General features: G+C 73.2%; 19 protein-coding genes. 15 read left to right on the top strand and 4 right to left on the bottom strand.

Annotated elements, in window-relative coordinates; translation table 11 throughout:
- Window positions 1-40 precede the first annotated feature (40 nt).
- The 4 genes from ACFYNO_RS02630 to ACFYNO_RS02615 form a co-directional block, all read right to left on the bottom strand.
- On the bottom strand, window positions 41-2,455 hold the full coding sequence (locus ACFYNO_RS02630) for a transglutaminaseTgpA domain-containing protein (RefSeq protein ID WP_388003984.1): 2,415 nt from the start codon (window positions 2,453-2,455) through the stop codon (window positions 41-43).
- Entirely contained in the window at window positions 2,452-3,789 is a 1,338-nt protein-coding gene (locus tag ACFYNO_RS02625) for a DUF58 domain-containing protein (RefSeq protein ID WP_388003981.1), read from the bottom strand. Before ACFYNO_RS02625 ends, ACFYNO_RS02630 begins: the two co-directional genes overlap by 4 nt.
- A gap of 1 nt (window position 3,790) precedes the next feature.
- Window positions 3,791-4,768, bottom strand: coding sequence for an AAA family ATPase (locus tag ACFYNO_RS02620; protein ID WP_388003978.1), 978 nt, complete (start codon window positions 4,766-4,768; stop codon window positions 3,791-3,793).
- Window positions 4,769-4,922: 154 nt separating this feature from the next.
- Complete coding sequence (locus ACFYNO_RS02615) at window positions 4,923-5,456, bottom strand: beta-class carbonic anhydrase (protein ID WP_388003975.1); 534 nt, start codon at window positions 5,454-5,456, stop codon at window positions 4,923-4,925.
- A gap of 343 nt (window positions 5,457-5,799) precedes the next feature.
- Here ACFYNO_RS02615 and rsmH point away from each other — a divergent pair, with 343 nt between their 5' ends.
- The 15 genes from rsmH (at window position 5,800) to ACFYNO_RS02540 (ending at window position 23,495) form a co-directional block, all read left to right on the top strand.
- Window positions 5,800-6,765 (top strand): 16S rRNA (cytosine(1402)-N(4))-methyltransferase RsmH, encoded by a 966-nt coding sequence (gene rsmH / locus ACFYNO_RS02610; protein WP_388003972.1) that lies wholly within the window; start codon window positions 5,800-5,802, stop codon window positions 6,763-6,765.
- A gap of 45 nt (window positions 6,766-6,810) precedes the next feature.
- Window positions 6,811-7,437, top strand: a complete 627-nt coding sequence (locus ACFYNO_RS02605) for a cell division protein FtsL (RefSeq protein ID WP_388003969.1) — start codon at window positions 6,811-6,813, stop codon at window positions 7,435-7,437.
- A complete protein-coding gene (locus ACFYNO_RS02600) occupies window positions 7,434-9,518 on the top strand; it encodes a peptidoglycan D,D-transpeptidase FtsI family protein (RefSeq protein WP_388003966.1) in 2,085 nt (694 codons plus the stop codon). Before ACFYNO_RS02605 ends, ACFYNO_RS02600 begins: the two co-directional genes overlap by 4 nt.
- 4 nt (window positions 9,519-9,522) lie before the next feature.
- Window positions 9,523-11,184: a UDP-N-acetylmuramoyl-L-alanyl-D-glutamate--2,6-diaminopimelate ligase gene (locus ACFYNO_RS02595; protein WP_388003963.1), complete on the top strand. Its 1,662-nt coding sequence runs from the start codon at window positions 9,523-9,525 to the stop codon at window positions 11,182-11,184.
- Window positions 11,181-12,587 carry a UDP-N-acetylmuramoyl-tripeptide--D-alanyl-D-alanine ligase gene (murF, locus tag ACFYNO_RS02590; protein WP_388003960.1) on the top strand — a complete coding sequence of 469 codons (1,407 nt, stop codon included), beginning with the start codon at window positions 11,181-11,183 and terminating at the stop codon, window positions 12,585-12,587. The genes ACFYNO_RS02595 and murF overlap by 4 nt, the downstream gene beginning before the upstream one ends.
- Window positions 12,584-13,645: a phospho-N-acetylmuramoyl-pentapeptide-transferase gene (gene mraY / locus ACFYNO_RS02585; protein ID WP_388003957.1), complete on the top strand. Its 1,062-nt coding sequence runs from the start codon at window positions 12,584-12,586 to the stop codon at window positions 13,643-13,645. The genes murF and mraY overlap by 4 nt, the downstream gene beginning before the upstream one ends.
- Window positions 13,645-15,102 (top strand): UDP-N-acetylmuramoyl-L-alanine--D-glutamate ligase, encoded by a 1,458-nt coding sequence (murD, locus tag ACFYNO_RS02580; protein ID WP_388003954.1) that lies wholly within the window; start codon window positions 13,645-13,647, stop codon window positions 15,100-15,102. Before mraY ends, murD begins: the two co-directional genes overlap by 1 nt.
- Window positions 15,103-15,187: 85 nt before the next feature.
- Complete coding sequence (gene ftsW / locus ACFYNO_RS02575) at window positions 15,188-16,501, top strand: putative lipid II flippase FtsW (RefSeq protein WP_388004329.1); 1,314 nt, start codon at window positions 15,188-15,190, stop codon at window positions 16,499-16,501.
- Window positions 16,502-16,507: 6 nt separating this feature from the next.
- Window positions 16,508-17,614 carry an undecaprenyldiphospho-muramoylpentapeptide beta-N-acetylglucosaminyltransferase gene (murG, locus tag ACFYNO_RS02570; protein WP_388003951.1) on the top strand — a complete coding sequence of 369 codons (1,107 nt, stop codon included), beginning with the start codon at window positions 16,508-16,510 and terminating at the stop codon, window positions 17,612-17,614.
- The gene (locus ACFYNO_RS02565; RefSeq protein ID WP_388003948.1) at window positions 17,607-18,398 is read left to right on the top strand and encodes a cell division protein FtsQ/DivIB; all 792 of its coding nucleotides are present in this window, start codon (window positions 17,607-17,609) and stop codon (window positions 18,396-18,398) included. Before murG ends, ACFYNO_RS02565 begins: the two co-directional genes overlap by 8 nt.
- Window positions 18,399-18,766: 368 nt before the next feature.
- The gene (ftsZ, locus tag ACFYNO_RS02560) at window positions 18,767-19,966 is read left to right on the top strand and encodes a cell division protein FtsZ (RefSeq protein WP_388003945.1); all 1,200 of its coding nucleotides are present in this window, start codon (window positions 18,767-18,769) and stop codon (window positions 19,964-19,966) included.
- Window positions 19,967-20,077: 111 nt separating this feature from the next.
- Window positions 20,078-20,821: a YggS family pyridoxal phosphate-dependent enzyme gene (locus ACFYNO_RS02555; protein WP_388003942.1), complete on the top strand. Its 744-nt coding sequence runs from the start codon at window positions 20,078-20,080 to the stop codon at window positions 20,819-20,821.
- Window positions 20,822-21,092: 271 nt separating this feature from the next.
- Window positions 21,093-21,710 carry a cell division protein SepF gene (locus ACFYNO_RS02550; protein WP_388003939.1) on the top strand — a complete coding sequence of 206 codons (618 nt, stop codon included), beginning with the start codon at window positions 21,093-21,095 and terminating at the stop codon, window positions 21,708-21,710.
- 91 nt (window positions 21,711-21,801) lie between these two features.
- The gene (locus ACFYNO_RS02545; RefSeq protein WP_388004326.1) at window positions 21,802-22,092 is read left to right on the top strand and encodes a YggT family protein; all 291 of its coding nucleotides are present in this window, start codon (window positions 21,802-21,804) and stop codon (window positions 22,090-22,092) included.
- 50 nt (window positions 22,093-22,142) lie between these two features.
- Window positions 22,143-23,495 carry a DivIVA domain-containing protein gene (locus ACFYNO_RS02540; protein WP_388003936.1) on the top strand — a complete coding sequence of 451 codons (1,353 nt, stop codon included), beginning with the start codon at window positions 22,143-22,145 and terminating at the stop codon, window positions 23,493-23,495.
- The last annotated feature ends 32 nt before the right edge of the window (window positions 23,496-23,527 follow it).

Genomic DNA, 23,527 nt, shown 5'->3' with positions numbered 1-23,527 from the left:
TCACCCGCCCGTCCTCGTTGCGCCGCCACCGCTCTGGCGGTCAGTCCGCCCGCCGCCGGCGCGGCCGCAGCCGCTCGCCGACCGCCGCCGTGCGGGCCCGCAGCCCGCGCCGCAGCGCCTGCATCCGGTCCCCGCCGCGCCAGAGCACCCGGGCCGCCGAAGGCGGCAGCAGCACCGCGCGGACCCGGCGGCGCCGGCCCGCCCTGGCCCAGAGCCCGTCCCGCACGGTGCGGACGTCCGCACCCAGCGGCGCCGAGAGCCCGGGGTCGCGGGCGTAGAGCACCCGCTCGGTGGCCAGCGCCACCCGGCCCACGGCCTCCCGGCCCGGCTCGTCCAGCTCGCCGGCCTCGCTGATCCGGCGCACCGTGTGCCGGGGGCTGAGCGCGTCGTCCGGCGGGATGCCGAGGTCCCAGGCGGTGTCGATCAGCTCCGCCCAGGCGGCCAGCACCTGCTGCTCGGAGAGCTCGCCGCCGCCCGGCCCACCGGGCCCGCGCCGTCCGCCGCCGAGCCGCCGCCGGCGCAGCGCGCGCCGCCAGAGCATCGGGCTGAGCAGGAGCAGCAGCACCAGCAGACCGCCCGCCAGCGCGGCCGGCAGCTGCCACGGCACACCGCCCTGCCCGGTGCCGAGGGCCACCGGAAGGGCCGTCTCCTCGCTCCGGCAGGCGCCCTGGCGACGTGCCTCGGGCGGGCAGGAGAAGGTGGACTCCGGGGTCGGGCCGGTCTGCGCGGAGGGCGCGGCGGTCGGCTGCTGCGCAGCCGCGGTCGGCGCCGGGGCGGTCACCGGGCCGCTGTAGTCCGGGGTGACGCCGCGGCTCGGGGTGGGCTCGAAGCGCAGCCAGCCCACGCCCGCGAAGTACAGCTCCGGCCAGGCGTGGTAGTCCTTGGAGCCGACCTGGAAGTTGCCGTCGCCCAGGTCCTCGCCGGGCGCGAAGCCGACCGCCACCCGGGCCGGGATGTGCAGGGTGCGGGCCATCGCCGCCATCGAGGCGGCGAAGTGCACGCAGTAGCCCTTCTTGTCCTCCAGGAACTTGGCGATCGCGTCGGCGCCGATCCCCGCGTCCACCTCGGTGCTGTAGGTGAAGCCGCCGGTGGTGGTGAACCAGTCCTGCAGCGCCACCGCCTGGTCGTAGGCGGTCTGCTTGCCGCCGGTCACCTGGCGGGCCAGGTCGGCCACCATCGAGGGCATGTTCTCCGGCAGCTTGGTGTAGCGGTCGATGACCGCCTGCGGCGCCTGGCCGGCCTGGCGCAGCTGGTCGGCGGTCGGGTCGACCTTCATCGACACCACCGAGTAGCTCAGCCCGGCGGCCTGCTGGCCGTTGTCACCGATCACCGAGCGGGTGGCCGGCTCGTAGCGCCAGTTGCCCGGGGCGTGCAGCTGCTTCATCGGGTACGGGGCCGGCAGCCACTGGGTGCTCAGGGTGTTCTCGATCGAGACCTGGGTGGTCATGTCGGTGGCGGGCAGGCCCGGGTCCTGGCCGTCCGGCAGCGGCAGGGTGCCCGGCACCGCCTCGATGCTCTCGGTGGCCGGCTTCCAGGAGGTGCCGTCGAACTCGTCCAGCGCGGTGATCCGCAGGTAGGCGTCGCGCAGTGCCGGGTCGTCGCCGTGGTAGCGGATCAGCGTCTGGTTGGTCTGCTTGCGCAGGCCGTCGGTGAGCGAGACCACCGGGTTGAGCGCGTTGATCGACCCGCCGTGGCCGTTGCCGTCACCGTTGCCGAAGCCGCCGGTGACCAGGTCCAGCCCGGTGGTGGCCGGTACCGCGGCGCCGATCACCAGGGCGCAGGCCAGCGCCAGCACGCCGATCCCGTGGCCGCCGGTGGGCAGCCCGCCGCGGTTGTCCACGGTGCCGGTGCCGCGGAACACCCGGCCCCAGCGGGTCAGCTTGTCCCGGCCCTCGGCGAACAGCAGCATCAGGTAGCCGGTGCCGGCCAGCAGGAACCAGAGCCAGCGGGCGCCGCCCTCCCCGGCGGCGTTCAGCCCGCTGCCCACGCAGTAGAGCGCCAGCAGCGGCAGCCCGGCCAGCGCGGCCCGGCGGAAGGTGACCGCCATGGTGTCCACCAGCACCGCCACCAGCGCGGTGGAGCCGACCAGCACCAGCCGCAGGCCGGGGGTGGCGGGCGCCGGGATGGAGTAGGTGGAGATGTCGTTGCCGGCCGCGTTCAGCAGGTCGGCGAAGGCCTGCAGCGCCCGCGCGCCCGGCAGCACGCCGTAGTCCAGCGAGCTGCTGACCGAGCCGAACAGCAGCAGGTAGAGCATCACCACCAGCTGCACCGGCGGGATGGTCACCCGGGGCACCGGCAGCCGGCGCAGGCCCGCGCCGATCCCGGCCACCACGGCGATCTGCAGCGCCGCCGGCATCACCCAGTTGTTGGTGGCCAGCAGCGGTGTCAGGCTGGCGGCCGCCAGCAACGTGGCGAGCGCCGCGTAAAAGGTCAGCCTGTTCTGGGTGCTGATCACGCCCCCGCCCCCTTCCGGCCCGGGGCCGCCGCGGCCCCCTGGGCCCGTACGTCGGCCAGCCGCCACAGGTCCGGCACCGTGTCGCCGGCCTTGGCCTCCAGCACCGTCCAGCCGCTCTCCCGCAGCCGGCGCAGCTGTTGCTGGCGCGCCTCGCCGGAGGCGCCGCCCGGGATCAGCGCCCGCAGGCCGGCCCAGCTGCCGGTGTCCAGCGCGAAGACCACGGCCGCGCCGGCGCTGCGCCGCAGCCGGGCCAGCTCGGCCACCTGGTCGTCGTCCAGCTCGCCGACGATCGCCACCAGCAGGCCCTCGCCGCTCTGCCGCAGCGCCTCCCCGGCCCGGCGCAGGCCGCCGCCGGTGGAGTGCTCGACCACCGCCAGGGCGTCCAGCAGCAGCCCGATCGACTCGCTGACCGAGGTGCCGCCGTTGGTCCTGGTCTGCGGGACCTGGGTGCCGGTGTCGGTGAGCAGCCGGGTCTGGTAGCCGCGCTCCAGCAGGTGGTGGCCGACCGAGGCGGCGCAGCTGACGGCCCATTCGAAGGAGGAGGCCGGGCCGGAGCCGCGGTGCCCGATCTCCCGGGTGTCCAGCAGCACGGTGGCCCGGGCCTTGAGCGGCTGCTCCTCCCGGCGGACCATCAGCTCGCCGTACTTGGCGGTGGACTTCCAGTGCACCCGGCGCAGGTCGTCGCCCTGCCGGTACTCGCGCGGCACGGTGTCGTCGTCACCGGCCAGCGCCACCGCGCGGGAGTGGCTCTCGCCGTAGCCGGCCCACTCGCCGGCCAGCTTGATCGCCGGCAGCGGCTGCACCAGCGGCACCACGGTCAGAATGTCGGAGCTGCTGAACGAGCGGGTCAGCTCGCACATCCCGAACGGGTCGCTGAGCCGCAGCTGCAGCGGGCCCAGCGGGTAGCGGCCGCGCAGGTCGGAGCGGACCCGGTAGGAGACCTCCCGGAAGCCGCGCGGCTCGACCCGGTCCAGCACGAACCGCGGGCGCGGCCCGAGCACGTACGGGACCTTGTCCTCCAGCATCAGCAGCCCGGTGGGCACCCGGGAGATGTTGTCCACCCGCAGGTGCACCCGGGCCTCCGAGCCGGCCGGCGCCCGGTGCGGGGTGAGCCGCCGACCGCCGGCCACCCGGTAGCGGGTGCGCAGCACCAGCGAGCCGGCCAGCAGCGGCAGCCCGGCCAGCAGCACGCCGACCTGGAGCAGCGCGCCCTGGCCGAGCAGGAAGGAGCAGAGCACCGCGGTGCCGCCGGCCGCGACGAACGAGCGCCCGCGGGTGGTCAGGCCGCGCAGTCCGGTGCGGAAACCGGTCGCGGCCTCCCCCGCCGCGGCCACCTCAGCGCCCCTGCGGGACGGGCAGCCGGCGCACCAGCTCCAGCACGATCTGCTCGGCGCTGCGCCGGCTCAGCTGGGCCTCGGCGGTGGGCAGCAGCCGGTGCGCCAGCACCGGCACGGCCAGCGTCTGGATGTCGTCCGGCACCACGTACTCCCGGCCGGCCAGCGCGGCGGCGGCCCGGGCGGCCCGGATCAGGTGCAGGGTGGCCCGGGGCGAGGCGCCCAGGCGCAGCTCGGGGGAGGTGCGGGTGGCGGTCACCAGGTCCACCGCGTAGCGGCGCACCGCGTCGGCGACGTGCACGGTGCGCACGAGGTCGACCAGCTTGAGGATGTCGGCGGCGTGCGCGACCGGCTGCAGGTCGTCCAGCGGCGAGGCGCCGCCGTGCACGTCCAGCATCGCCAGCTCGGCCTCCGGGCTCGGGTAGCCGATCGAGATCCGGGCCATGAAGCGGTCCCGCTGGGCCTCCGGCAGCGGGTAGGTGCCCTCCATCTCCACCGGGTTCTGGGTGGCGATCACCATGAACGGGGAGGGCAGCTCGTAGGTGGTGCCGTCGATGGTCACCTGGCGCTCGGCCATCGACTCCAGCAGGGCCGACTGGGTCTTGGGCGAGGCCCGGTTGATCTCGTCGCCGACCACGATCTGCGCGAAGATCGCGCCGGGACGGAACTCGAAGTCCATCCGCTGCTGGTCGAAGACGTTGGTGCCGGTCACGTCGGACGGCAGCAGGTCGGGGGTGAACTGGATCCGGCGCACGGTGCAGTCCACCGACCGGGCGAGCGCCTTGGCGAGCATGGTCTTGCCGACCCCGGGCACGTCCTCCAGGAGCAGGTGGCCCTCGGCCAGCATCACGGTGAGGGCGAGCCGGACCGCCTCCGGCTTGCCCTCGATCACACTCTCCACCGAAGCGCGGACCCGCTCGATGACCGCGTTCAGTTCGGGCAGACCCGCCGTCCCGGTCTGCTCGTTGTAGCTCGTCACCCTGAGTGCTCCTCGCCCCTCCTCGCGCCGGTCCGCCTGTCCGGAACCCGGCCGTAGGCGCATTCTTCCCTGACGGGTGGCCGAAAGTCACCCGAAGGAGCGACGACCGGGCCCCGAACAGATCGGGCCCGGAGCGCGCGGAGGTGGCGGGGGGTCAGACGATCTCGCGGAGCAGACCGGTGTGGACGTCGAAGACGAAACCGCGGACATCCTCGGTGTGCGGTACGAACGGGGAGGTCCGCACCCGCTGCATGGACTGGCGGACGTCGCCGTCCAGGTCCACGAAGGACTCCACCGCCCAGGTCGGGCGCTGGCCGACCTCCAGCTCCAGCTCGCGCCGGAAGTCCTCGGTCAGGCCGAGCAGGCCGCAGCCGGTGTGGTGGATCAGCGCCACCGAGCGGGTGCCCAGGGCGCGCTGGCTGATGGTCAGCGAGCGGATGGTGTCGTCGGTGACCACACCGCCCGCGTTGCGGATGATGTGCGCGTCGCCGAGGTCCAGGCCGAGCGCGGCGAACAGGTCGAGCCGGGCGTCCATGCAGGCCACCACGGCGACCTTCTGGACGGGGCGGGCATCCATGCCGCCGTCCCGGAAAGTGGGGGCGTAGCGGCGGTTGGCCTCGACGAACCGGTCGATGATCGTCGGGACGTCGGAGTCGGCGGGGGCCGTGGGGGCCGGGTGGTCGCTCATGGGTACGACCGTAGTAGGAATCCGCGGGCCGGGGGAGCGAGTGGGACGGTGGGGCGGCCCGTTGTGACGGAGCGCATACGGCGCGCGTGGCGGCACGGGGCGGCGCGGGCGCGGACGGTAGTCTGACGGTCCGTACGCAGCCCGCGGCCTCCTCCCGCTCCCTGCCACCCGGCGCACCTTCCCCGGCGCCTGGCGGCACCGCCTTCCCCCCAGCGAGCGGGCGGGGACCACGGGCGGCGTCAGGACCGGCCGGCGCGGTGGGCCAGAATGGTCCGATCCTCCGCCCCCGGCCGCACCGCGGCCCGGGCGAGCGGTACCGCACCGACGAAAGGCGCCCGCGCGCATGCCCACTGGCACCCCGGATCCCAAGCACGTCCCGGTCATGCTGCAGCGCTGCATGGACGCGCTGGCACCGGCGATCTCCGGGCCGGGCGCGGTGGTGGTGGACGCCACCCTGGGCCTGGGCGGCCACAGCGAGGCGCTGCTCACCCAGTTCCCCGAGGTCCGGCTGATCGCGGTGGACCGCGACCCGGTGGCGCTGCGGCTGGCCGGCGAGCGGCTGGCGCCGTTCGGCGACCGGGCCACCCTGGTGCACGCGGTCTACGACGAGATCCCCGAGGTGCTGGCCGAACTGGGCCTGGCCCGGGTGCAGGGCCTCCTCTTCGACCTGGGCGTCTCCTCGATGCAGCTGGACGAGGCCGACCGCGGCTTCGCCTACGCCCAGGACGCCCCGCTGGACATGCGGATGGACCAGACCCGCGGGATCAGCGCCGCCGAGGTGCTGAACACCTACAGCCACGGCGACCTGGCCCGGATCCTCAAGGTCTACGGCGAGGAGCGGTTCGCCGGGAAGATCGCCTCGGTGATCCTGCGGGAGCGGGCGAAGGAACCGTTCACCACCAGCGCGCGTCTCGTGGAGTTGGTGCGCAACGCGATCCCGGCGGCCACCCGGCGAACCGGCGGGAACCCGGCCAAGCGGACCTTCCAGGCGCTGCGGATCGAGGTCAACGGCGAGCTGGAGGTGCTGGACCGGGCGATCCCGGGGGCGCTGGACGTGCTGGCGGTGGGCGGCCGGATCGCCGTGATGTCCTACCAGTCGCTGGAGGACCGGCTGGTCAAGCAGTACTTCGCGGCCGGCGCGACCAGCACCGCCCCGCCGGAGCTGCCGTTCGTGCCGGAGGAGCACCAGCCGTGGCTCAAGCTGGTCACCCGCGGCGCCGAACTCGCCACGGAGGCGGAGATCGAGGAGAACCGGCGCGCCGCCCCCGTGCGGCTGCGGGTGGCGGAGAGGATCAGGGAGCGGAAGTAGCGGTCCCGGGGCACCGGACCCGAGCGGGGGCAGGGCGGGCGAGCGATGAGGGAGACGACGGTGCGGGCCGGCGAGGGCACAGCGCAGGGCCGGCTGCTGCCGGGGCAGCTGGGGCGGGCACGGATCACCGTGCGTCCCGGGAAGCCGCCGCGCGGCAGCGGGCGCGGCCGCACGCCGTTCGCGATGCTGGTGGGGCTGCTGCTGACGGCGGGTCTGCTGGGGCTGCTGATGCTCAACACGGCGCTCAACGAGGACGCCTTCGAGCTCTCCAAGCTGCAGAAGCAGACCAACACCCTGACCGACCAGCAGCAGGCGCTGCAGCAGCAGATCGACCACGACTCGGCGCCCGACGCGCTGGAGAACGCGGCCCGGCAGCTCGGCATGGTGCCCGGCGGCGACCCGGCCTTCCTGAAGGACGACGGCACGGTGCTCGGCAGCCCGGCCCCGGCCAAGGACAGCCCGCCGGTCAAGCGCTCCGGCGGCGGCCTGTGGCCGGGCTCCGGCCAGCCCTCGCCGTCCCCCTCGCCCGCGGCCGCTCCGCCGCCGCCCGGCCAGGACCCCGGCCCCGCCAGCCCGCCCGCCGCTCCCGACCCGGCCGCCACCGGTGAGGGCGCGCTGCGGGTCGACCCCGTGAGCCCGTCAGCCAGCCCGAGCGGAAGCACCCCCCGATGACCGCCTCCCAGGGCCCGCGCGGCCCGCGCCGCCCCAGCCGTCCGCAGCAGCCCGGCGGCCGCTCGCAGCCGCCCGCCCGCCCGCCGCGCCCCGGCGGCCCGCGCCCGGAGCGGCCGCGCCCCGAGGCGGCCCGCCGGCCCGGTCCGCCGCGCGCCGGAGCCGGCCCGGCCCGCCGTCCGGCGGCGCGCCCGCAGCCCAAGCGGCTGAAGCTGGCCGACCCGCGGCGCCGGCTGCGGGTGGTGATGGTCGCGGTGGCCGTGGTGCTCTCGGTCTTCGCCGGCCGGCTGGTGCAGATCCAGCTGCTGGACTCCTCCGCGCTGGCCGCCGACGCCAGCACCTACCGCTACGTGGACCAGGTGCTGCCCGCCACCCGCGGCTCGATAACGACCGCGGACGGGGTGGCGCTGGCGACCACCGTGGACGCCTACGACATCACCGCCGACCCGACGATGTTCACCCAGAACGCGCTCTACGTCCCGGACGGCCCGGAGCAGGCCGCCGCGCTGCTGGCGCCGATCCTCGACCTGCCCCAGGACAAGCTGGTGGCGAAGCTGCGCACCCCGAAGACCCGGGGCGTCACGCTGGCCGCCAAGCAGACCCCGCAGACCCGCAACCAGATCGCCGACCTGCGCAGCGCGCTGATCAAGAAGGTGGACACGGCGAGCTGCCGGTCCCAGAAGGCCAAGGCGGCCAAGGCGGTCGCCCAGGGCGGCAAGGGCTCGATCGACCCGGCCTGCGCCAACCCGCTGGAGGGCGTGCTCTCGGCCGAGACCACCGCCCGGGTCTACCCGGCCGACGGCCTCGCCGCCAACCTGGTCGGCTTCGTCAACGGCGAGGGCGCCGGGGCCGGCGGCCTGGAGCTGCAGTACCAGAAGCTGCTGTCCGGCAAGGACGGCCGGCGCACCTCCGCGTTCTCCGGCAGCCAGCAGATCCCCACCGCCGGCGGCTCCCAGGAGGACCCGGTCCCCGGCACCGACGTGCGGCTGACGATCAACCGGGACATCCAGTGGGCCGCCCAGCGGGCCATCACCGACCAGGTGACGGCGGCCGGCGCGGAGAAGGGCTACGTGATCGTCCAGGACGTGAAGACGGGTCAGGTCCTGGCGATGGCCACCTCGCCCACCTTCGACCCCAACGACCTGAACACCGCCCGCCCGGAGGACCTGGGCAACACCGCGCTGCAGGACGTCTACGAGCCCGGCTCCACCGCCAAGCTGATGACCATGGCCGCGGTGCTGGACACCGGCACCGCCGGCTGGGACACCCACGTCACGGTGCCCGGCACGCTGCAGCGCGGCGACCGGGTCTTCCACGACGACGTGGACCACGACACCTGGTACCTGACCCTGGCCGGGGTGCTGGCCAAGTCCTCCAACATCGGCACCATCGAGGCCGCGGAGCACCTGGGCCCGACCCAGTCGCAGGCCAACCAGGTGCTCGGCGGCTACCTGCAGAAGTTCGGCATCGGCCAGCCCACCGGCCTGGACTTCCCCGGCGAGACCAAGGGCCTGCTGGCCGACCCGAAGAGCTGGCAGGGCTCGCAGCAGTACACCATCCCGTTCGGCCAGGGCCTGTCGGTCAACGCCCTGCAGGCCACCTCGGTCTTCTCCACCATCGCCAACGGCGGGGTCCGGGTGGCCCCCGCCCTGGTGGCCGGCACCACCGGCCCGGACGGCCGGTTCACCCCGGCCGCGTCCGGCGCGCAGACCCGGGTGGTCAAGCCGGAGACCGCCAAGACGCTGGGCGAGATGCTGGAGTCCGTCGTCACCGACGAGCAGGGCACCGGCAACGCCGCCCAGATCCCCGGCTACCGGGTGGCCGGCAAGACCGGCACCGCCAACCGGGTGGACCCGAAGACCGGGAAGTACAACGGCTACACCGCCTCCTTCATCGGCTTCGCCCCCGCGGACGCTCCCCGGGTGACCGTCTCCTGCGTGATCCAGAACCCGGTCAACGGCCACTTCGGCGGCCAGCTCTGCGGACCGGTGTTCAAGCAGGTGATGGAGTTCACCCTGAAGACCCTCCAGGTGCCGCCGAGCGGCAGCGAGGCCCCGAACCTGCCCGTCGAGTGGAAGCCCTGAACCTGTGAACCACGTCACCCCCGGAACCGCCGGCTCCCGCCCGTCCCACGGGCCCGCGGAGGGCTCACTTGGCTTCCAGCACCCCGCGCCCGATAGCCTGCCCGCCGTGCCGAAATCAGACCAAACCAGTGTGAGCCCGCCCCGACCGACCGCGACGGTGCCCACCCCGCTCGCCGAGCTGGCCGAGCTGCTGGGCCTCGCCCCGGTCGCGGGCGGGACGGCCAGCGGGATCACCCACGACTCCCGCGCGGTGCGGCCGGGCGACGTGTACGTGGCGTTCGCCGGGGCCAACCACCACGGCGCGGCCTTCGCCGCCGGCGCGGTCGCCGCGGGCGCGGCGGCGGTGCTCACCGACCCGGCCGGCGCCGAGCTGGCCGGTCCGCTGGCGGTGCCGGTGCTGGTGGTCGAGCAGCCGCGGGCCTGGATGGGCCGGCTGGCCGCCCGGATCCACGGCGAGCCGTCCCGGGCGCTGCTGACCATCGGGATCACCGGCACCAACGGCAAGACCACCACCTCCTACCTGGTGGAGGCCGGTCTCAAGGGCGCCGGCCGGTTCCCCGGGGTGATCGGCACCGTGGAGATGCGGGTCGGCGAGGAGCGGATCAAGAGCGAGCGCACCACCCCGGAGGCCACCGACCTGCACGCGATCCTCGCGGTGATGCGCGAGCGCGGCGCGGACTCGGTGGTGATGGAGGTGTCCAGCCACGCGCTGGTCTACGGCCGGGTGGACGGCGTGCAGTACGACGTCGCCGTCTTCAACAACCTCACCCCCGAGCACCTCGACTTCCACCCGGACATGGAGGACTACTACCGGGCCAAGGCGCGGCTCTTCGAGCCCGGCCGCTCCAACGCCGCGGTGGTCAACCTGGACGACGCCTACGGCCGGCGGCTGGCCGGCGAGACCGCGCTGCCGGTGACCACCTTCTCGGCCGCCGGCGACCCGGCCGCCGACTGGCGCGCGGTGGACGTCCGGCTCGGCCCGGCCACCTCGGCCTTCACCGTGGTCGGCCCGGACGGCCGCTCGGTGCGCGCCGAGGCGCCGCTGCCCGGCCCGTTCAACGTCTCCAACGCGCTGGCCGCGATCACCGCCCTGGTCACCGCCGGCCTGCCGCTGGAGCAGGCGGCCGCCGGCGTGGCGGCCGCGCCCGGCGTGCCCGGCCGGCTGGAGCGGGTGGAGGCCGGCCAGGAGTACGTGGCCGTGGTGGACTACGCGCACAAGCCGGACGCGCTGAAGGCGGTGCTGAGCTCGCTGCGCGAGGTGACCAAGGGCCGGCTGCACGTGGTGGTCGGCTGCGGCGGCGACCGCGACCCCTACAAGCGCGGGCCGATGGGCGCGATCGCCGCCCAGCTGGCCGACACCGCGGTGCTGACCAGCGACAACCCGCGCTCCGAGGACGCGCTGGCGATCCTGGCCAGCATGCTCTCCGGCGCCGCCGAGGTGCCGGAGAGCGAGCGCGGCGAGGTGCTGGTGGTGCCGGACCGGGCCGAGGCGATCGCCGACGCGGTGGCCCGGGCGCACCCCGGCGACACCGTGCTGGTGGCCGGCAAGGGCCACGAGTTGGGCCAGTACGTGAAGGGCGAGGTCCGCCCGTTCGACGACCGGGAGGTGCTGCGCGAGGCGATCGCGCACGGCCGGCCGGAGCAGCGAGGAGTGGAGCAGCGGTGATCGCACTGACCCTGGCCGAGCTGGCGGCGGCGACCGGCGGCGAGCTGTCCGAGGTGACGGACCCCCAGGCCCTGATCACCGGACCGGTGGTGATCGACTCCCGGAAGGTCGCGCCGGGCGGCCTGTTCGCCGCCTTCCGCGGCGAGCAGGTGGACGGCCACGACTACGCCGAGCGCGCGGTCGCGGCCGGCGCCGTCGCCGTGCTGGCCGAGCGCCCGGTGGGCGTGCCCGCCGTCGTGGTGCCGGACACCCAGCGCGCGCTGGGCCTGCTCGGCCGGGCCGTGGTGGAGCGGGCCAAGGGCGCCCGGCTGGTGGCGCTGACCGGCTCGGCCGGCAAGACCAGCACCAAGGACCTGATCGGCCAGCTGCTGGCCCGGCTCGGCCCCACGGTGGCCACCGAGGGCTCGCTCAACAACGAGCTGGGCTTCCCGCTGACCGCCGCCCGGGTCGAGGAGGACACCCGGTTCCTGGTGCTGGAGATGGGCGCCCGGCACCGCGGCGACATCGCCTACCTGTGCGAGCTGGCCCGCCCGTCGATCGGCCTGGTGCTGAACGTCGGTTCGGCCCACCTGGGCGAGTTCGGCTCCAAGGAGGGCATCGCCCAAGCCAAGGGCGAGCTGGTGGAGTCGCTGCCCGCGGACGGCACCGCGCTGCTGAACGCCGATGACCCGCTGGTGCGGGCGATGGCCGCGCGCACCCGGGCCAAGGTGGTGCTCTTCGGGGAGGGGCCGGACGCGCACGTGCGGGCACAGGACGTTCGCCTGGACTCCACCGGCCGTCCATCGTTCACGCTGACCACCCCGGCCGGTTCCGCTCCGGTACGACTGCGCCTGTACGGTGAGCACCACGTCTCGAACGCCCTCGCCGCCGCCGCGGTGGCGACGGAGCTCGGGCTGTCCGTCGACGACACCGCCGCCGCCCTCGGCGAGGCGGGTGCGCTGTCCCGCTGGCGCATGGAGGTCGTCGAGCGGGCCGACGGGGTGACCGTCGTGAACGACGCGTACAACGCGAACCCGGAGTCCATGCGGGCCGCGCTGCGCGCGCTGGCCACGATGGGCGGCCGCGGCCCTGGGCGCCGCCGCACCTGGGCGGTGCTCGGCGAGATGCGGGAGCTCGGCGAGGACAGCCTCGACGAGCACGACGCCATCGGCCGGCTCGCGGTCCGACTCGACGTCACCAAGCTGGTGGCGGTGGGGGGACGCGAGGCGGCGCACATGGAACTGGGCGCGAGGAACGAAGGTTCGTGGGGTGAGGAGTCGGTGCTGGTGTCCGACGCGGACGCGGCGGTCGAACTGCTGCGCGGTCAGCTGCGGCCAGGGGACGTGGTGCTGGTGAAGGCCAGCCGCTCGGTGGGCCTGGAGAGGGTGGCCGAGGCCATCCTCGCGGACGGTGCCGCCCGGTGAAGCAGATCCTCTTCTCCGGCATGATCGGCCTGGTGCTGTCGCTCTTCGGCACCCCGGCCCTGATCAAGCTGCTGGCCAAGCAGGGCTACGGCCAGTACATCCGGGACGACGGCCCGAAGGCGCACCACAGCAAGAAGGGCACGCCCACCATGGGCGGCATCGCCTTCATCCTGGCGACCCTGATCGCGTACTTCGCGACCAAGGCGATCGTCGGGGTGCCGCCGCGGGCCTCCGGCCTGCTGGTGCTCTTCCTGATGGCGGGCCTGGGCCTGGTCGGCTTCCTGGACGACTACATCAAGGTGGTCAAGCGCCGCTCCCTGGGCCTGCGGGCCAAGGCGAAGCTGGCCGGCCAGTCGATCGTCGGCCTGGCCTTCGCGGTGCTGTCGCTGCAGTTCAGCGACAACCGCGGGATCACCCCGGCCTCCACCCACCTGTCCTTCGTGCAGGACTTCAGCTGGTCCGTCGGGCCGGTGCTTTTCGTGATGTTCGCGTACTTCATGATCGCGGCGATGTCGAACGGCGTGAACCTGACGGACGGTCTGGACGGCCTGGCCACCGGTGCTTCGGTGATGGTCTTCGGCGCCTACACCTTCATCGGCATCTGGGAGTACAACCAGAGCTGCGCCAACGTCATCACCGCCACCGCCAAGTGCTACGAGGTGCGCGACCCGCTGGACCTGGCGGTGGTCGCCTCCGCGCTGATGGGCTCCTGCTTCGGCTTCCTGTGGTGGAACACCTCGCCGGCCAAGATCTTCATGGGCGACACCGGCTCGCTGGCCCTCGGCGGCGCGCTGGCCGGCCTGGCCATCTGCTCGCGCACCGAGATGCTGCTGGCGCTGCTCGGCGGCCTCTTCGTGATCATCACCCTCTCGGTGATCATCCAGGTCGGCTCGTTCCGGATGACCGGCAAGCGGGTCTTCAAGATGGCACCGCTGCAACACCACTTCGAGCTCAAGGGCTGGAGCGAAGTGCTCATCGTGGTCCGGTTCTGGATCATCCAGGGCCTCTGCGTGGCCGTCGGACTCGGCCTCTTCTACGCGGGCTGGGTGAGCAACTGATGCCCCATGACCAACTGACCGACTGGAACGGCCTTCCGGTCACCGTCGCGGGCCTGGGCGTCTCCGGGATCAGCGCGGCCCGGGTGCTGCACCGGCTGGGTGCCGCGGTCACCGTGGTGGACGGCGGCGACAGCCCGGTGCTGCGCGACCGGGCCGCGGAGCTGACCGGCATCGCGGTGCGGCTCGGTGACGGCGACTCGCTTCCCGAGGGCACCCGACTGGTCGTCACCTCGCCCGGCTGGCCGCCGAGCAGCCCGCTGTTCGCCGCGGCCGCCGCGGCCGGGGTGGAGATCTGGGGCGACGTCGAGCTGGCCTGGCGGCTGCGCAGGCCGCTGCCCGGCACCGGCGAGCCGGCCCCCTGGCTGGCCGTCACCGGCACCAACGGCAAGACCACCACGGTGCAGATGCTGGCCTCGATCCTGACCGCGGCCGGCAAGCACACCGCGGCCGTCGGCAACGTCGGCGTCTCGGTGCTGGACGCCGTGCTGGCCGGCTTCGAGACGGATTCGCAGCCCTACGACGTGCTGGCCGTGGAGCTCTCCAGCTACCAGCTGCACTGGGCGCCCAGCCTGCGGGTGCACTCCGCCGCGGTGCTCAACCTGGCCCCCGACCACCTGGACTGGCACGGCTCGATGGAGGCCTACGCGGCCGACAAGGGCCGGATCTACCAGGGCAACCAGGTGGCCTGCGTCTACAACCTGGCCGACCCGGCCACCGAGGAGCTGGTCCGCGAGGCGGACGTGGAGGAGGGCTGCCGGGCGATCGGCTTCGGCCTCGCCGCCCCGGCCCTCTCCACCCTCGGCGTGGTGGACGGCCTGCTGGTGGACCGGGCGTTCGTGCCGGACCGGGCGAAGAACGCCGCCGAGATCGGCGCCGTCTCCGACATCGACCCGCCGGCCCCGCACAACATCACCAACGCGCTGGCCGCCGCCGCGCTGGCCCGCGCCTACGGTGTGGACGCCAAGGCGGTCCGGGACGGCCTGCGGGCCTTCAAGCCGGACGCGCACCGGATCGCGCACGTCGCCGAGGTCGGCGGCGTGGTCTACGTGAACGACTCCAAGGCGACCAACACCCACGCCGCCGCCGCCTCGCTCCGGGCCTACGACCCGGTCGTCTGGATCGCCGGCGGACTGGCCAAGGGCGCCGTCTTCGACGAACTGGTGCAGGACGCCAGGGACCGGCTGCGGGCCGTGGTGCTGATCGGCCAGGACCGGGCGCTGATCCGGCAGGCGCTGGCGCGACACGCCCCGGATGTGCCGGTGATCGAAGCGGCCGAGGGCCAGACTGGCGCGACGGCGATGGCGGAGGTGGTCCGGGCGGCCGCCGGCCTCGCCCGGGAAGGCGATACCGTGCTGCTCGCCCCGGCCTGCGCCTCGATGGACATGTTCACCAACTACGGCGAGCGGGGCGACCTGTTCGCCGGGGCGGTGCGTGGTCTGGCGGAGTCGACGGAGTAGCAGTCCGGTAGGGGAGAGGGGCCGAGCGGTGGCGGGGCAGGGCAAGACGGAAGAGGCCGCACCGCCGCAGGGGGGCGGGCCCGCGCTGATCTCGGCCACCACGACGGTCTTCAAGGCCGAGGGGGCGATCGGCCGGCTGAAGGCGCTGCGCGAGCGGCTGCGCTGGCTGCTCGGCCGGCCGCTCACCCCCTACTACCTGCTGCTGGGCTCGGCCTCGCTGCTGCTGGTGCTGGGCCTGGTGATGGTCTTCTCCTCCTCCACCATCACCGCGATCCACCAGGGCCTGCCCGGGCCCTACTACTTCCGCAAGCAGCTGGTCGCGGTGGTGCTCGGCGGCGGGCTGCTGCTGGCCGCCGCCCGGGTGCCGGTGGCGGTGCACCGGGTGCTGGCCTACCCGGTGATGCTCGGCTCGATCGGCGCCATGGTGCTGGTGGCCATCCCCGGCATCGGGATGAAGGTCAACGGCAACCGGAACTGGCTGAACTTCGGCTTCTTCCAGGTGCAGCCGTCGGAGTTCGCCAAGCTGGCGCTGCTGCTCTGGGCGGCCGACCTGCTGGCCCGCAAGCAGAAGGCGGGCACCCTGACCCAGTGGAAGCACCTGCTGGTGCCGCTGGTGCCGGGCGCGCTACTGCTGCTGATGCTGATCATGCTCGGCGGCGACATGGGCACCTCGATGATCCTGGTGGCGATGGTCTTCGCACTGCTCTGGATGGTCGGCGCCCCGCTGCGGCTCTTCGTGGCCACCCTGGGCATCGCGGTGGTGGCCTGCACCGCGCTGATCATCACGGTGCCGCACCGGCTGGACCGGCTGGCCTGCATCGGCATCACCAAACCGCCGACCGGCGGCAGCAGCGACTGCTTCCAAGCCCTGCACGGCATCTACGCGTTCGGTCTGGGCGGCACCTTCGGCACCGGGCTCGGGGCGGGCTACGAGAAGTGGGGCCAGCTGCCCGAGGCGCACACCGACTTCATCTTCGCGGCCACCGGCGAGGAGCTGGGTCTGGTGGGGACGCTGTCGGTGATCGGTCTCTTCGCGGCACTAGGGTATGCGGGTATCCGAGTGGCCATCGGCACGAAGGACCCCTTCGTCAGGTACGCCGCGGGAGCCGCCACCACGTGGATCATGGCCCAGGCCATGATCAACCTGGGGTCGGCACTGGGACTGCTGCCCATCGCGGGCGTACCCCTGCCGCTGTTCTCCTACGGGGGATCCGCCATGCTGTCGGCCATGACGGCACTCGGGATGCTGCTCTGCTTCGCCCGCAGCATCCCCGGAGCCAAGGCGGCGCTGGCCGCCCGGAGCTCGAAGTCCCGGTTCAGGACAGGTCTGCGCCGGGTGCTGCCACGACGACGAACCACAGCGCGCCCGGCCCCCCGGGCGCCGCGCAGGGAGCGGTGAATTTCGGTGCATGTCGTACTCGCCGGTGGAGGCACCGCCGGTCACATCGAGCCGGCCATGGCGCTCGCGGACGCGCTGCGCAGGCACGACCCCGGGGTCGGCATCACCGCGCTGGGCACCGAGCGCGGCCTGGAGACCCGGCTGGTGCCCGAGCGCGGCTACCAGCTGGAGCTGATCCCGGCCGTCCCGCTGCCGCGCAAGCCCACCCCCGAGCTGATCACCGTGCCGGGCCGGCTGCGCGGGACCGTGCGGGCCGCCCAGGAGATCATCGAGCGGGTCAAGGCGGACGCGGTGGTCGGCTTCGGCGGCTACGTGGCGATGCCCGCCTACCTGGCCGCCAAGCGCGCCGGCGTGCCGATCGTGGTGCACGAGGCGAACGCCCGCCCCGGTCTGGCCAACAAGATCGGCGCCCGCTACAGCGACTTCGTCGCGGTCTCCACCCCGGACAGCAAGCTGCGCGACTCGCGCTACATCGGCATCCCGCTGCGCCGCACCATCGCCACCCTGGACCGGCACGCCACCCGCCCCGAGGCCCGCGCCTACTTCGGCCTCGACCAGCGGCTGCCCACGCTGCTGGTCTCCGGCGGCTCGCAGGGCGCCCGCCGGCTGAACGAGACGGTGCAGGCGATCGCGCCGCGGCTGCAGCAGTACGGGGTGCAGATCCTGCACGCGGTCGGCCCGAAGAACGAGCTGCCGCAGGTCGACGACATCCCCGGCATGCCGCCGTACCGGGCGCTGCCCTACGTGGACCGGATGGACCTGGCGTACGCCGCCGCCGACCTGATGCTCTGCCGGGCCGGCGCGATGACGGTGGCCGAGCTGGCCGCGGTCGGCCTGCCCGCCGCCTTCGTGCCGCTGCCGATCGGCAACGGCGAGCAGCGGCTGAACGCCCAGCCGATGGTCAAGGCGGGCGGCGGCCTGCTGGTGGACGACGCCGAGCTGACCCCGGACTGGGTGCTGCGCAACGTGCTGCCGGTGCTCACCGACCCGCAGCGGCTCTGGGACATGAGCCGGGCGGCCGCCGAGTTCGGCCGCCGGGACGCCGACGACCTGCTGGTCGGGATGGTGTACGAGGCGATCGAGGCGGCGCGCGGGGGCCGGCGGCGTGGCTGACCAGTCGGCCACGGCGGACCGGGAGGACGCGGTCGAGGACGAGTTCGCGGAGGACGAACACGAACGCGTCCCGCTGCGGCTCTCCCGGCGTGGCATCGTGGTGCTCGGCGGTCTGACCGCCCTGCTGCTCGCGGTGGCCGGCTGGGTCGTCTTCTTCTCCTCGCTGCTGGACGTGCGGACGGTGGCGGTGCAGGGCCTGCGCAACGACCAGTTGACGGTCGACCAGGTGCGGCAGGCGATAGGGCCGGTGCAGCACGGGCCGCTGGCCCGGGTGGACCTGGACGCGGTGCAGCACCGGGTGGAGGCGATCCCGCGGGTGGCCCGGGCCGAGGTCTGGCGGGGCTGGCCGCACACGCTGCGGGTCAAGGTGATCGAGCGTCAGCCTGTTGCGGCTGTCAAGGGATCTGACGGCAAGTTCACCGAAATGGATGCATCTGGGGTGAGTTTCGCCACCGACTCGACCCCGCCGCGCGGGGTTCCGGTGGTGGAACTGCAGCTCAGTCAGCCCGCCCAGGACGCCGCCCAGGTGCTCCCGGAGGCCGCGCTGGTGCAGGGCGCGGTCAAGGTCGCGGCCGGCCTGCCGGCCGACGTGGCCAGTCAGGCCCCCTCGATGCTGGTCCGTTCGTATGACGACATTGAGGTGCGGCTGCCCAGCGGGGTGACGGTCCGTTGGGGGAGTCCGGAGCGGACCGACCGCAAGTCCGTGGTGCTGCGGGCGCTGATGAAGCAGTCGGCGAAGGTCTACGACGTGACCGCTCCTGACGCCCCGGCGATCTCGGGTTGACCGAATCCGGTAGGTTCTGGTGTTCGGGGGTCATTGACGATCCGTCGGTGCCTCCCCGACTCTGGGTGGTCCCACCCCGGTCCTTCCGACCGGGCAGTGATCACATAGGCTCAAAAGAAAAAAGGGAAGCTCGGCGTGTTCGTTGAACACGGGCCCGCCCGGCACTTAGTGTCCTGTGTCACCAGGCTGTGCCTCGCGGCTCACTGACGCAGGCGCGGAGTGAACCCTCAACGTCAAGTTTAGGGTTCGGGTCGGCGGTCTCCATTTCGGACAATCAGTCAGGAACCGGGCTCCCCACCCATCGACATCCGTCGGCTCTCCCAGACCCAGGGGGCCGACCCGGACATCCGAGGCGAGAGGCCTTCGACGTGGCAGCACCGCAGAACTACCTCGCAGTCATCAAGGTCGTCGGAATCGGCGGCGGTGGTGTGAACGCCATCAACCGGATGATCGAGGTCGGGCTGAAGGGCGTCGAGTTCATCGCGATCAACACCGACGCGCAGGCCCTGCTGATGAGCGACGCCGACGTCAAGCTCGACGTCGGCCGCGAGCTGACCCGCGGCCTCGGCGCCGGTGCGAACCCGGAGGTCGGCCGCAAGGCCGCCGAGGACCACCGCGAGGAGATCGAGGAGGTCCTCAAGGGGGCCGACATGGTCTTCGTCACCGCCGGCGAGGGCGGCGGCACCGGCACCGGCGGCGCGCCGGTGGTGGCCAACATCGCCCGCTCGCTCGGCGCGCTGACCATCGGCGTGGTCACCCGCCCGTTCACCTTCGAGGGCCGCCGCCGGGCCAACCAGGCCGAGGACGGCATCGCCTCGCTGCGCGAGGAGGTGGACACCCTGATCGTCATCCCGAACGACCGGCTGCTCTCCATCTCCGACCGCCAGGTCAGCGTGCTGGACGCGTTCCGCTCGGCCGACCAGGTGCTGCTCTCCGGTGTCCAGGGCATCACCGACCTGATCACCACCCCGGGCCTGATCAACCTCGACTTCGCCGACGTCAAGTCGGTCATGTCGGACGCCGGTTCGGCGCTGATGGGGATCGGCTCGGCGCGCGGCGAGGACCGCGCCAAGGCGGCCGCGGTGATGGCGATCTCCTCGCCGCTGCTGGAGGCCTCGATCGACGGCGCCCGCGGCGTGCTGCTCTCCATCTCCGGCGGCTCCGACCTCGGCCTGTTCGAGATCAACGAGTCGGCGCAGCTGGTCAGCGAGGCGGCCCACCCGGAGGCCAACATCATCTTCGGCGCGGTGATCGACGACGCGCTCGGCGACGAGGTGCGGGTCACCGTGATCGCGGCCGGCTTCGACGGCGGGCAGCCGCCGGCCATCGTGCGCGAGCCGGTGGTGAAGTCCACCACCCAGTCCGCGTCCACCCCGGCGCCGGAGCGCCCGAGCACCCGTCCGTACGGTGGCGTGGGCTCGGTGACGGGCCGTTCGGCCGAGGAGGCCGGCGCGGGCCGGACCGAGACCGCGGTCGCCCCGCCGGTCCCGCCGCAGGTGCAGCCGGCCAAGCTGCCCTACGTGGAGAGCCCGGCCGAGGAGCTGGACGTCCCGGACTTCCTGAAGTAGTGCGATAGTTTGTAAGACTTTTTAGGCTTCGATGCCCACCCCGGCGAACCGGCCGGGGTGGGCATCGGTGTGTCGGAGCGCTGCGGCGAGAACGAGGGACGGGCAAGGGACATGACGAACCGGCAGCCGGAGGAGTTCCCGGCGACCCGTCTGGAGCAGCTGCGCGAAGGGCTCTCCGTGGTCGAACGGCGGATCGGCGCGGCCTGCGCGGCCGCCGGCCGGCCGCGCTCGGAGGTCAGCCTGGTGGTGGTCACCAAGACCTACCCGGCCTCCGACACCCGGCTGCTGGCCTCGCTGGGGGTGCGGGAGGTGGCCGAGAACCGGGACCAGGACGCCGCGCCCAAGGCGGCCGAGTGCGCCGACCTGCCGCTGGTCTGGCACTTCGTCGGACAGTTGCAGACAAACAAGGCGCGCTCGGTCGCGCGCTACGCGCACCACGTCCACTCGATCGACCGGTCGCGGCTGGTCACGGCGCTGTCCGAGGCGGTGCTGCGGGCCGAGCGGCCGGAGCTGGGCTGCCTGGTGCAGGTCGCGCTGGACGGCGGCACGGCCGAGGGCCGGGCCGGCGCGGGGCCTGACGAGGTGTCGGCGCTGGCTGACATGATCGCCGACACGCCCGGGCTGCGGCTGGACGGTGTGATGACCGTCGCTCCGCTGACCGGGCCGCTGGCCGGCGACCCGGCGGCCGCCTTCGAGCGGCTGGCGGAAATCGCATCCGGGGTACGCGCGGCCCATCCGGCTGCCACGATGGTGTCGGCGGGCATGAGCGGGGACCTCGAGCAGGCGATCGCCGCCGGAGCGACACATGTACGCGTCGGTACGGCGGTGCTCGGTGCGCGGTCACCCCTCGGGTAACGTCACCGGGTAGTAGATCAGACTGCCGGACAAATCGGGACAAAGCACCGATGGGGCCGGCTCAAGCAATCACTGTGGATCGTATGTCCGCGGCCACGCACACGGACTGACGGACCCTCGGCCCCAACCGGCCCGAGTCCGACGGAAGGTGGGCGGACCGCGGTCCTGGACATCCGACTCCCCGACTACGGGCCACCGTACTCGACGGAGCCGGGTTTCGCGGGCCGAGCGGTGTCGGAACCCGATCCACCACAGAGCGGAGGACAGGAGCATGGCCGGCGCAATGCGCAAGATGGCGGTCTACCTCGGCCTCGTGGAGGACGAGACGTACGACGGCCAGGGTTACGACCCGGACGACGACTACGACACGGACCCCGAGCCGATCCGGACCGGCCGGACCGAGGACATCCCGCGCCCCGCGGCGCCCGTGACGCCCCCGACGGCGCAGGTCGCCTCGATCGCGCCCCAGCCCCAGCCGGTGGCGGCCGCGGTGCCGATCCGCAGCGAGCAGCCGCGGATGGCCCCCGTGTCGTCCATCACACCCGAACGCCGTCAGAACCTGGAGAAGAGTGCCCCGGTGATCATGCCCAAGGTCGTGAACGAGCGGGAGCCGTACCGCATCACCACGCTGCACCCGCGGACCTACAACGAGGCCCGTACCATCGGGGAACAGTTCCGCGGCGGCACCCCGGTGATCATGAATCTGACCGAGATGGACGACACGGACGCCAAGCGACTCGTAGACTTCGCCGCTGGACTCGTCTTCGGTCTGCACGGCAGCATTGAGCGCGTGACGCAGAAGGTGTTCCTGCTGTCTCCTGCTAACGTCGATGTCACGGCGGAGGACAAGGCTCGGATCGCCGAGGGTGGGTTCTTCAACCAGAGCTGACCCGGCCACGACGTCATGTGTGGACCTGATGGACAGTGCGTGACCAAGCAGTAGTACGTGGAACAAGCAGAAGCTGGGAGTGGGATACCCGATGGGGATCGTGGGGGCAGTGCTCTACTACGCACTGACCGTCTTCCTGGTGATTCTGCTGTTCCGCCTGGTCATGGACTGGGTCTTCCAGTTCGCCCGCTCGTGGCGACCCGGAAGGGCCATGGTGGTGCTGCTGGAGGCCACGTACACTGTCACGGATCCGCCACTCAAGCTTCTTCGGCGGTTTATCCCGCCGTTGCGTCTCGGGGGCGTGGCGCTCGACCTGTCCTTCTTCGTACTGATGATCATTGTGTATGCCCTGATCTCGCTCGTGCAGCGTCTGCCGTGGTGAGCGATGCGGCAGGATGCCATCTGTGCCGACGATCACGTTGAGGTGAAGAGATGCCGTTGACCCCCGAGGACGTTCGGAACAAGCAGTTCACGACCGTCCGCTTGCGCGAAGGCTATGACGAGGACGAGGTCGATGCCTTCCTCGACGAGGTCGAAGCCGAGCTGACCCGCCTGCTGCGCGAGAACGAGGACCTGCGGGCCAAGCTCGCCGCCGCGACCCGGGCCGCCGCGCAGAACCAGGCGAACATGCGCAAGGAGCAGCCGCAGGACGGTCAGCGTCCGGGTGCCCCGGTTCCCGCGGCCATATCCGGCCCGCCGGTCCCCGGCCAGCAGGGCCCGGGCCAGCAGCAGCCGCAGCAGCAGCAGATGGGCGGCCAGCCGCTCGGCCTGCCGTCCGGCGCGCCGCAGCTCCCGGCCGGCCAGGGCATGCAGCCCCAGCAGGGTCAGCTGCCGGGCCAGCAGGGTCCCGGTCAGATGCAGCAGATGCAGCAGATGCAGCAGGGCATGCCGCAGCAGGGCATGGGCACCATGGGCGGCCAGCAGCAGCTGGTGCAGCCGATGGGCGGTCAGATGATGCCGATGGGCGGCCCGATGCAGGGCGGCCCCGGCCAGATGCAGCCGATGCAGCAGATGCAGCAGGGCATGCCGCAGCAGGGCATGGGCACCATGGGCGGCCAGCAGCAGCTGGCGCCGATGGGCAACCCGCTGGGCGGTCCGCTCGGCGCCCCGATGCAGCAGCAGGGCCCCGGCGGCGACAGCGCCGCCCGGGTGCTGGCGCTCGCCCAGCAGACCGCCGACCAGGCGATCTCCGAGGCGCGCTCCGAGGCCAACAAGATCGTCGGCGAGGCCCGCAGCCGCGCCGAGGGCCTGGAGCGGGACGCCCGCGCCAAGGCCGACGCCCTGGAGCGGGACGCCCAGGAGAAGCACCGCGTCGCGATGGGCTCCCTGGAGTCCGCCCGCGCCACCCTGGAGCGCAAGGTCGAGGACCTGCGCGCCTTCGAGCGCGAGTACCGCACCCGCCTGAAGTCCTACCTGGAGACCCAGCTGCGCCAGCTGGAGTCGCAGGCGGACGACTCGCTGGCGCCGCCGCGGATCCCGGCCACGGCCTCGCTGCCGCCGGCGGCCTCCTCGATGGCCTCCACCGGCGCCCCGTCCTTCGGCGGCCAGTCCTCCTTCGGCGGGAGCGCCCCGTCCTTCGGCGGCAACACCCCCTCGTTCGGCGGCGGCAGCCAGCCCGCCTTCGGCGGCCAGCAGGCTCCCAACGGCGCCCAGCAGATGGCCCCGGCCGGCATGACCCAGCCGATGGCCTCGGTCCGCCCGCAGCCGCCGCAGCCGATGCAGCCCATGCAGCAGGCCCCGGCCCCGATGCGCGGCTTCCTGATCGACGAGGACGGCGACAACTGACGCCGCGCCAGTAGCACCACCGAGGGCGCCCC

This window comes from Kitasatospora sp. NPDC006697 (assembly GCF_042869935.1).
Taxonomy (GTDB): domain Bacteria; phylum Actinomycetota; class Actinomycetes; order Streptomycetales; family Streptomycetaceae; genus Kitasatospora.
This window is presented reverse-complemented; position numbering and strand designations above follow the sequence as displayed.

Coding starts and splice junctions, on each gene's coding strand:
- ACFYNO_RS02555 (WP_388003942.1), top strand. CDS start 20,078: ATGACGAACCGGCAGCCGGAGGAGTTCCCGGCGACCCGTCTGGAGCAG.
- ACFYNO_RS02545 (WP_388004326.1), top strand. CDS start 21,802: ATGGGGATCGTGGGGGCAGTGCTCTACTACGCACTGACCGTCTTCCTG.
- ACFYNO_RS02615 (WP_388003975.1), bottom strand. CDS start 5,456: ATGAGCGACCACCCGGCCCCCACGGCCCCCGCCGACTCCGACGTCCCG.
- murD (WP_388003954.1), top strand. CDS start 13,645: ATGCCCCATGACCAACTGACCGACTGGAACGGCCTTCCGGTCACCGTC.
- ACFYNO_RS02540 (WP_388003936.1), top strand. CDS start 22,143: ATGCCGTTGACCCCCGAGGACGTTCGGAACAAGCAGTTCACGACCGTC.
- rsmH (WP_388003972.1), top strand. CDS start 5,800: ATGCCCACTGGCACCCCGGATCCCAAGCACGTCCCGGTCATGCTGCAG.
- ACFYNO_RS02550 (WP_388003939.1), top strand. CDS start 21,093: ATGGCCGGCGCAATGCGCAAGATGGCGGTCTACCTCGGCCTCGTGGAG.
- ACFYNO_RS02605 (WP_388003969.1), top strand. CDS start 6,811: ATGAGGGAGACGACGGTGCGGGCCGGCGAGGGCACAGCGCAGGGCCGG.
- ACFYNO_RS02600 (WP_388003966.1), top strand. CDS start 7,434: ATGACCGCCTCCCAGGGCCCGCGCGGCCCGCGCCGCCCCAGCCGTCCG.